Raw genomic sequence first — 8968 nt, 5'->3', positions numbered from 1 at the left:
GCCTCCGCGCCCTTTCCGGCACCTGCTCCAGCTTCGTGTTCCTGCCCATGCACACCTCCGTGATCAAGGTGTTGCGACGACCGGTTGAAACCGCCTTGGCAGCCGCGATCGGAATGGAAGACGAGACCGTCGGCGGGCCGGCGCCGTCGCAGGGCGTCGGACAGGGCGGCGTCGACCAGATCGGTCTTGAGATGGTCGGCCACCGCCCAGCCCACGACGCGGTGGGAGGCCAGATCGATGACGGTGGCCAGGTAGAGCCAGCCTTCCCAGGTATTGATGTAGGTGATGTCGCCGCACCAGCGGATGTCGACAGCGGCCGCATCCACGGCGAAGTCGCGTTCGACCAGGTCGGGGCGGGCGCCAGCGTGCGGGCCCGGGATCGTGGTGGCCTTTTAGCGGCGTGGGCTCTTGCCGCGGATCCCGGCATCACGCATCCGCCGGGCGATGCGTTTACGGCCGTGCCGCAGCCCGGCGGCGGCCAGCTCGGCGTGGATGCGCGGTGCCCCGTAGGTGCCGTTCGACGCCGCGTGCACCGCGATGATCTGCTCGCTCAGCTGGGCGTCGACCCGATCACGGGCGGACTGCTCGCCGCGGGCGTGCTGGTAGTAGGCGGACCGGGAGACCTTCAACAGCTCACACGCGCGCTTGACGTTGTGCTTGCCGGCCTGCTCCGCCTCGATGAACGGATACACGTTCACCGGGTCTCCCTCGCGAAGAAAGCCGTGGCCCGCTTGAGGATGTCGACGTCCTGCTGCAGCCGCCGGTACTCCGCACGCAGCCGGGCCAGCTCGGACCGCTCATCCGAGGTCAGGCCGTCCGACCGGGTCCCGGCGTCGAGTTCGGCCTGCTTGACCCACGCCCGTACCGCGGTCTCGGTCAGATCGAAATCCCTGGCCACCTGCCCGACCGTGCGGTCACCACGCTGACACAACTCCACGATCTCGGCCTTGAACTCAGACGTGAACGCCCGCCGCGGCCTCGGTCGCTTCTTTCCCACGTTCTCCATGATGCTGGACATCCTCCCGGAGACCCCAGATCCCCTGATCTTGGATGTCCGTCAAAACGGGGCAGGCCCACCTGGAAAAGCTCGTCCCTACCCCCGGGCGAAGCGTCCGCAAATCAGCCAGGACCTACACCCAGCGAGACAACTGGTCAACTGCTCTGACGCCGCGCCACGAGCGCTGTCAGCGGCCATGAGAGTAAGCGGGATCCGGGCATGAGCCTACGACTCACGCTCACGTCCGATACGGCCGCGATCACGCAGCGATGAACAAGCTGCAGTTGTTCGCGGTCCTCTGTGCCCTTTCACCCGCCGGTCACGACTCGAACGTGAAACGCAGCGCCTTGGCGTCGCGGATGCCTCCCAGATTGACGGAGCCCTGCGGGAGCACGCTGAGGTGATTGAGTGGATCCGTGATGATCCGGACCTCCGGGGCCCTGCCGCCTTGCTCGACGTTTCCGACCACGACGAGAAAGAACTTCTCGATTTCCTGCGCACGGCGGAACTCGGAGCTGGTCAGCGAGATGGTGTCGGGGATCGGCCCGGCGTAGACCTTGAGTTCGAAGAAATTCTTCAGATCGTCGATCGCGTCAGCGCCGACGTTGCGCTGGTGCCGGATGTCGACAATCTGTTCCTCGTCGCCGCCGAGTACACGCCGTACCAACGCTAGCCCGGCAGATTCGCGCTCGTTCTCGGTGTAATTCTTGGGACCTCGTCCGCCATCCACCGACGGCTTCTTGGGCTTCGAGGCGTCGGGGTCGCGAGGCTTACCGGACGACGTCGTCGACCTTTTACCAGTGGTTGCACCGTCTCCGGCAGGCGCCCCACCGATGATCTCGCCGTCCTCGTTCTTCAGTTTCAGGCTGTCGGGGTCGACCAACTGTCTGGTCGTCTTCGGCTTGGCCTCGGTAGCCTTGGTCGCGGTTGCCGCCTTGCTGCCCTTGGCGTCTGAAGCGCCCTTGCCTTTCGAGCGTCGGTTCTTGCCCTGCTCGGCCAACTCCCGCAGGAGTTCCTCACTGCGCTCGTCGCGTTCCTTCTTGCGCTCGGCGTCCAACCGCGCCGCCGTCGTGATTTCCTCCTCGCGGTGCCCTTCGAGGGCGAACGACCAGGCGGCTACCCAGTCGTGAGCGATGCGACGGGCGTCGCCGTCGAAGACGGATGCGATGGCGTAGGCACCCGAAGTCGGGGAGCCAATCGCCCCTTCGTCAGCGACGTAGAATACGCCGGCGGATAGGTCGAGCCAGGTGTCAAGCTCGACGGTTTCGTCGAGGCCGTAGGTTGGCTCGACCAACCGGACCCGGAGCCGAGGCGACTGCTTGATGCTGACCGCCTCCAGCTCGCCCCACGAGACGCGCAGGCTCTGCTCAGCCTTGGGGTCGCTCAGCGCAAGGTCGGCCCGGAGATTGGCGACAGCGCGGGAGAAGACCTGCGTGAGTTCAGCCTGGTAGGTCGCACCGTCCGGGTCGAGCACTTGCCCGTGGGGAGCGTCGAGTCGTGCCAGCTTGTATGCGTCAACCAGCGGATCGAGCTGGGCCAGTGACCCGCCGGGGCTCCAGATCGGCACTCGACCCTTGAGCACCTGAGCGATCAGCGCATTGCGCGTCGCGTAGACCGGTCGCTTTCGCTCCCACCGATCACCGACCCAGACAGCCGCCTTCCTAAGCTTGGCCAGTTCGATCTCAGGCGCTTCGACTAGCAATCGAAGTGCTTCGAGCATGATCAGCCTCTCATCGGGCTTCAGCGACTTCTTGCGGGCAAGTTCGCCTAGTACGCCGCGCCCGTCCCGAGCGGTTGGTCGTTGGATGGCAAGCAGCGCCCACAGCGCGTCAGTGCCCGAGACTGATGGCACGAAGTCGCGCAGGTCGCCGAAGATTGGAGGACCAGCAAGCACCACGCTCGGTCGGCGCCAGCCGGCCCGGGTTGCGATCAAGCCGTCGCCGCGACCGAAGGCGTTCCGGGCTGCGCTTGCCAGCTGCCTGCCGAGTCGCTGGCCGCGGACTTGGACGGCGAGCGCCTGGTAGAGCGGTGCCGCGAGGTCCTCAGCCGTCTTGGGCGTCGAGTTGGTCTCGGCGCGTACTTCCTCGAGCTTCTGGATCAGTTCACTCACCGTCGGATCGCCGGCGACGCCGAGGCGAGCGAGAACTTCGCGGTAGGGCTCGTTGTCGAGGGCGGGGCTCAGGTACCGCTCCGGGTCGTCGCCGTAGAGCGCTACGGTCGCCGAGCTCTTGATTCGGAGCTGTTCAGGCGCCGTCGCCCTGCCTTTCTCGGACGGCAGCCACGCGATTGAGGCGGCGCTGCTGATCCACCAGGCATCGACCCTGCCCTCGTTCTCCCAACCGTAGTAGGGCGTGGCCGCTATGACGTGCGAGTGTTCGCGCAGACGATCCCAGGCCCGCGCGAGGGTGCCGAGCACAGCGCCCGCTCGCCGGACCCGTTGGCGTGGGTCCTTTTCCGTCGTAATGCTCTTCAGGACCGCATCGAGGTCCGGTGCGATCAAGTCCTCAAGGGTGTAGGTGGCCTGCAGTTGCCGCAGTGCCTCGCGACGGCGCGTCGGTGACCCGGTAGCCGAGGCAGGTACGCCGGGGCGGTAGTTCGAGTAGCGCCGTTGGTTGGCCGGGTGGCTCTTGATGCGCGGCGCTACCTCTGCACCGAGCAGGCGGAACAAACGCTGGGCACCGATGCCGTCACGGCCGCCGTCGGTGCGGATCTTGTCCGAGTAACGCCGGTCGATCCAGATCAGGCCCGGCGTCTTTCCGGCAGCCACGATCCAGGTGTTGACCTCGCGCTCGATAAAGTAGGCATCGAACGGACGGGCATGGGTGCCCTGCCGCTGACCATTCGCGTCGTGCACGACAGCATCGACCTTGACCGCCTGGCCAATGCCAGCGCCGAGCGCTGGGCGCTCGGCCTCTGGGATCGCTTCGAGTGCCCGACGAAGCTCGTCGACCTGCGCATCGGTCAGGGGACGTTCCAGCGTGGTTCCCGCCTTGCCAGCCTCGGCCAGGACGAGCAGCGCGTCCGCACTCGTCGCCGAAGGCCGCAGCCACTTCCTCTCCTGGAGCCAGTCGCGGATCACGGCCCAGTGCGGCCGGCCCATGAACGCCGGGTGTAGCCGTGCCCCGATTCCCATCAGCTCCCAGACCGCGTCGGGATTCGCCGGAAGCAAGACCGCCAGGCCCTTGCGACTCGATGGTGGCACGCGGATGCCGCTGGCAAGCACCAGACATGCTCGTGAATCGAGGGCGGGGCCAAGGCCCGCTTCGACCGCGACTGCCAATAGATCGGCGACGAACTGCGGCGATCGCTGGTCGTCATCCAGTAGGACGCTGGCGTCCTCAACGCGCACCAAAGTCGGCGTAGGAGCTCCCACGGCACGAAGGTCGTCGAGTACCTCGCGCCAGCGATCGTCGCCCGATCGCGCCGACTGGGCCAGCACGCCTGGCTGTCCCGACACCAAGCGGAGGTCCTCAGAGGAGAGGACCGGAGTGAGTTCGGCCGCCTCGTAGGCGAGTTCGTCCAGCCGGTATGTGGTCCCTGCGTGGGTGAGGGTCAGGGCTGCGGCGAACTCCACGCGAGCCCGGCGTAGTAGATGCTCATTGAGGCGGACCCGGAGCCGACCGGTGGTTCGTTCGTCTGCCTCGAACTCGGCGGTCGTAGGGATGGTCGCCCAGCCCTGTGCCGGCGCCAACTGGAAGACGTCGTGCGCCGCGTCGCGCCAGAGATCGCTGAGCAGTGGTACGAGCGCCAGGTTCCAGTCGGTGTCGGCGATGTCCCGACGAGAAGGTTGGGGATCGAACTGCGCGAGAAGGCGGAAGGGCAGGCCGACCGGCCGAACTGGCAAGCCGACGTGGATGTGCCCGGTGTCACCTTCGAATAAGGCGAACGCGAAGGCCAGCGGTGTACGAGCGCCCTGCGCCTTCCCCACCCGCTCCACCTCGGCAGGCGAGGCGGCACGGCGGCTGTAGACCAGCCACTGCCGGCCGTCGGCCGCCGTGACTCGGCGCCGTGACGTACGGCCACCGGGAAGCTCCAGTGCGTCCTCAGGGCCGCGCTCAAGCTGCAGTCGGACGATCTCGCGCCCCAACTCGTCAACCAGCCGGACCATCGAGAGGTGGCGGAGGAAGACCAAGCCCGCGTCATCCCAGTGTCTGAGCCACTTCGCGGCGTCGTCGCTGTCGACAACGCCAGGCAGGAAGGGGATAGCGAACGTCGTCGGCGAACTGTCGGCCCGCGGCCAGGCGATGTGCTCGTTCAGCGGCCGGATTGTGTCGGAACTGAACCGCACGCGAAAGTGGCCTTGGTAGACCTCCAGGACGTTCGAGAGCGAGTGGAGCGTCTTGAGCCCGATGCCGAAGCGGCCGAGCTTCTCCTCGTCGGCGGCCTTAAGGCTGAGCCACGGGATGGCCAGTGCCCAGACGTCATGCAGGGTGAGAGGGGCACCGTTGTGCGAGAACAGCAACCGTGACCTGTGGCTGTCGACAGCGATAGTGGCTTCGGTTGCGCCGAGGTCGTCCGCGTTCTGAATGAGCTCAGCCAGTCCCTGAAGGCGGTCATCACTGAGGTAGGCGGCGCTGTCGCTCGCCCGCTTCAGGGCGGACCGGATCGACTTCGGCAGGCTACGTAGGCGCTCGACCAGCGCGATGACGCCCGCGTCGGCCGCCGCCTCGTCCTCGGGTAAGAGGGCGACCGTACGCACCGTCTCAGGGTCATGATCGGCAACGAGGTGGGCGACCTCGGACGCTTCGTGGGCAGCGAAGATACGCGGTGTCAGCCCACTCGCCATATCCGCTCCCATTCACGTTGATCCGGCGCTGCCTCCTCATCCTCTCGCACCGCACCGACAAGAAGATGGGCCCTACGGGTACGGATGATCCTCCAAAGCCATGAGCCACATCGCGTCGTTGACAACCTCGCCAAGCGCATTGCGGGCGAGACCACACCAACTTGGCGAGGAACCTGCTAGGACACAAAGGGCAATCTGCCCATATCAGAGTCCCCCGATTCTGGCCTGTCCAATCATTAGTTCTAAAACCGCAGGTCAGGGCCGCCGCATTGACGCTATCGAAGAATTTGGACATTATGGAGCGTCGGCTGCTCGCGTCTGGGGCGAGCGCACCCAGAGAAAGGCCATGCTGTGGCGAAGGGTCACAAGTGTCCGAACTGCGGCAAGAGCACGCTTCAGCCGTACACCACCAACCAATTGAGGTGCTCCAACTGCGCTACGACGGTGAAGAAGAATCGGTTCTTCTGAACTTCGAGCACCCGCTCCGCTGCATAGCGTCCTCTGAGTCAGGCATGACTCCTCGCCGCGCACTCCGACCCATAGCGGACGCACTACTTTCGGCATAAGCGAGTGTGAATCCCGGGGCGATGACCTGCACCTTCGAAGGTCGACGCCTTCGGGTCCGCCGAAGAGGTCACTGGGAAGGAAGCCCTGCTCAGAAGGTTGCCGGTGGGATTCGAGTCCCATTTCCCGGGATCCAGACCGCCGCCACCACGACGGCACCCAGAGCCGTGCATCGATGGAACACCGCCCTCGTGAATGGGCGTCAGTGGGACCGGGGACCACAGCCGGCGCCATCCAGGGGGAGCAGCGAACCCTGACCACTTCGGTGTTCTCTGGGAGGTCACGCCGAACCGCTGGCCCACATCGCCGCAGGTCAGAGCCCTAAGCTCTACCCAAAGTCGGTGAACACTTCGAGGGCGGTGACTACTTCGCCAACCTGCACCCGATCTGCTCCCACTTGCAAGGCCAGCCGATCCAGCAGCTCCTTACCGCCGTGACCTGCGCATACTTCCCTACCAGGAGACATAGAACGCTATCGGCTGACGACCAAAACGGTGGAGCACTCCGTGTGAAGCGGGACGCTGCACCGACTCTGACCTGCAGAAACGAGAACCCGCAGGTCGTGGTGGGTGCAGTTGAGTGCCACTCGACGCCATTGAGCGCGGTTCAGGGCCGTTCAGCGCACCCGGCTGCTCCCATCCCGCTCCCCGATCCCTCGGTGCGACTGCGGCGTAGGCCAGCGTCTTGACGCGTCGCTTCGGCGCGTCTTCCCAAGGAACAGCCCCAAAGTTGACGAGTAGTCAGCGTGACCGGCGTGCTGAGACAGAGCGCGCGGTCGGCGCCAGATCCGGATGGTGGCTTCGAAACGGGTCGGGTTGAAGGGTGTCGATCCGCCATGGCGGGTACGTGGCAGGCGGTCCGTCCGGGCCACGATATCGTTACGCCACCCGATCTGTGGGAGGCGCGGCGACGACTGTTACGCGCTGTGCCACATGGGTTGAAGTGCCGGGCCTCCCTCTGGCAGTTGTATCGGCGCGCCGTGGTCGGCGAAGCCGTGGCGGGCGTACAGCTTCCGGTTCAGCGGGGTCGACGCCTCCAGGTAGACCGCCCACTGCCCGGCAGGCAGCGCCAGGATCGCGTCCGGCAACGACGACCGGATGTCAAGGTCAACACCATCCAGAGGCTCACCGCAGCACGAGCAACCATGAACATGATCGAGCACACCGGGACTGTACGAGAAGCTCACCCCAGCGTCGAACGCCGGCAGGCACCACGACGCGTCCCCCCGACGAGCGCACGGCACGGCCGCCGAAGAGGCGACACATGTCGGACCGCCCGTCGCGCCCGCCGCGCCGCAGATGTGCGCGTTGAGGGCGGGCTTGAAGGAGCCGCAACCACGGAGCGTTGTGCAGCCCCTCTGTCGGGTCAACTCGCTCCTGTTGAAGACGGCCACTGGGGCAAATCGTTCAGTGAGCTGCCAGCAAGTCGCCACGAGCGGAGTGGGCTGAGGTAGCTCAGCTGTCCGGGGCACGAAAGGTGCTGGGAGAGGGCCTGAACGGTGCAAAGGGCTAGCTGTGTGATGACGGCAATCGCATTCTGACCGGTGTATCTGGTGACGCCCCATTTGCCTCGATTATGTGTAGCGACACCGATCTCGGGTGCTTGCTTGAAGTGCTTCCGGTCCTGGTGAGCGGTGGCGTGGCGTAGTCTAACCAGCGAGTCCAGCCACTTCGCGGCGTCCGGCCCGCGTCTGGTGCGCTCTTCCAGATGAGCTTGATCATTGAAGGCGACCCACCAGTCGGCGTCTATTCCGATCTCGCGTGCCCGCGCAGCGAAGGAGAACCACCATGACGGCATCGGGTCAAGGCCAAAGTATGCCCAGTAGAGCTTCCTGACATTGGCCGAGGACGGCGCCTGCAGCTTGGCGGTCGGGAACCACTGTCCCAGCTCGGCGGGAACGGGCCTTGCCGCAGTCCTCATTAGGTACTCGTGACCCGCGCATACGAGCTGCTCGTTGAAGTCCTCCCAGGCTGCAACGGCTATGACAGCAATAGCTCGGTACATGGCGCGTGACTCAACGTTGAGGTTGCCACCAGCGGAACCTCGCTGCTTCGCTTTGCGGTAGTTAACGCGCCCGGCCTCGGCGTCGAGCAGTAGCGCATCGTCAAGAGCTTTGATGAAACGCTCGAAGGCATCCTGGAAAACGTAGCGGGCCATCGGTCTCCGATCAGGCTGAACTGAACAACCAAGCCGTAGAGCGCTTGTGCTGGGCTGGGGCCGACGGAACTGGCCTAACGACATCCTTCCGCAGATGCTGTCGCACTTGGAGCACCTACTGCGGCCTACTTGTATGGCCGAGGGGGACATCCTCACTTTGGCAGTTCCGCTCATCCCGCTGGCTGCAGCATGGGCCGGGCCACCGACGGTAGGCCGTCACAGTCGGTAGCGATCGAATCGCGGCAGATCCGTGCAGTCGGAGTTGGTAGACCGAGGTTCAGCCAATCCCCATGGATCGCCATGCCGCCGTCTGGTCGACAAGCGATGGTTACGCGCTGATGATCTTTACTGTCAACGCCGCTCCAACTCTGGCTCTGGCACACATTCTGTGATTGATCTTGTTGATGGCTCACGGGGTGGTCAGGACGCGTTTGCGGAGGAGGTCGAGGTTCGCGCGGCCATAC

At 65.3% G+C, this 8968-nt stretch carries 6 protein-coding genes; all 6 read right to left on the bottom strand.

The window, feature by feature from the left end; all coding sequences use genetic code 11:
* On the bottom strand, positions 1-326 hold a 326-nt coding region (locus AB0I71_RS32150), incomplete at its 3' end, for a DDE-type integrase/transposase/recombinase (RefSeq protein WP_357591102.1).
* A gap of 66 nt (positions 327-392) precedes the next feature.
* Positions 393-698, bottom strand: coding sequence for an IS3 family transposase (locus AB0I71_RS32145; RefSeq protein ID WP_357591100.1), 306 nt, complete (start codon positions 696-698; stop codon positions 393-395).
* A complete protein-coding gene (locus AB0I71_RS32140; RefSeq protein WP_357591098.1) occupies positions 695-1006 on the bottom strand; it encodes a transposase in 312 nt (103 codons plus the stop codon). Before AB0I71_RS32140 ends, AB0I71_RS32145 begins: the two co-directional genes overlap by 4 nt.
* 310 nt (positions 1007-1316) lie before the next feature.
* On the bottom strand, positions 1317-5783 hold the full coding sequence (locus tag AB0I71_RS32135) for a hypothetical protein (protein ID WP_357591096.1): 4467 nt from the start codon (positions 5781-5783) through the stop codon (positions 1317-1319).
* A 1480-nt stretch (positions 5784-7263) separates the two neighbouring features.
* Complete coding sequence (locus AB0I71_RS32130; RefSeq protein WP_357591094.1) at positions 7264-7434, bottom strand: hypothetical protein; 171 nt, start codon at positions 7432-7434, stop codon at positions 7264-7266.
* A 278-nt stretch (positions 7435-7712) separates the two neighbouring features.
* Positions 7713-8504, bottom strand: coding sequence for a hypothetical protein (locus AB0I71_RS32125; RefSeq protein ID WP_357591091.1), 792 nt, complete (start codon positions 8502-8504; stop codon positions 7713-7715).
* Positions 8505-8968: the final 464 nt, after the last annotated feature.

Source organism: Micromonospora sp. NPDC049891 (genome assembly GCF_040660295.1).
Classification (GTDB): Bacteria; Actinomycetota; Actinomycetes; order Mycobacteriales; family Micromonosporaceae; genus Micromonospora.
The sequence above is the reverse complement of the archived record's forward strand: the minus strand, read 5'-3'. Positions and strand labels throughout refer to the sequence as shown.

Bases quoted from the DNA above. Each gene is read 5' to 3' on its own strand.
- AB0I71_RS32140 (WP_357591098.1), bottom strand. From the start codon at position 1,006: ATGGAGAACGTGGGAAAGAAGCGACCGAGGCCGCGGCGGGCGTTCACG.
- AB0I71_RS32135 (WP_357591096.1), bottom strand. From the start codon at position 5,783: ATGGCGAGTGGGCTGACACCGCGTATCTTCGCTGCCCACGAAGCGTCC.
- AB0I71_RS32125 (WP_357591091.1), bottom strand. From the start codon at position 8,504: ATGGCCCGCTACGTTTTCCAGGATGCCTTCGAGCGTTTCATCAAAGCT.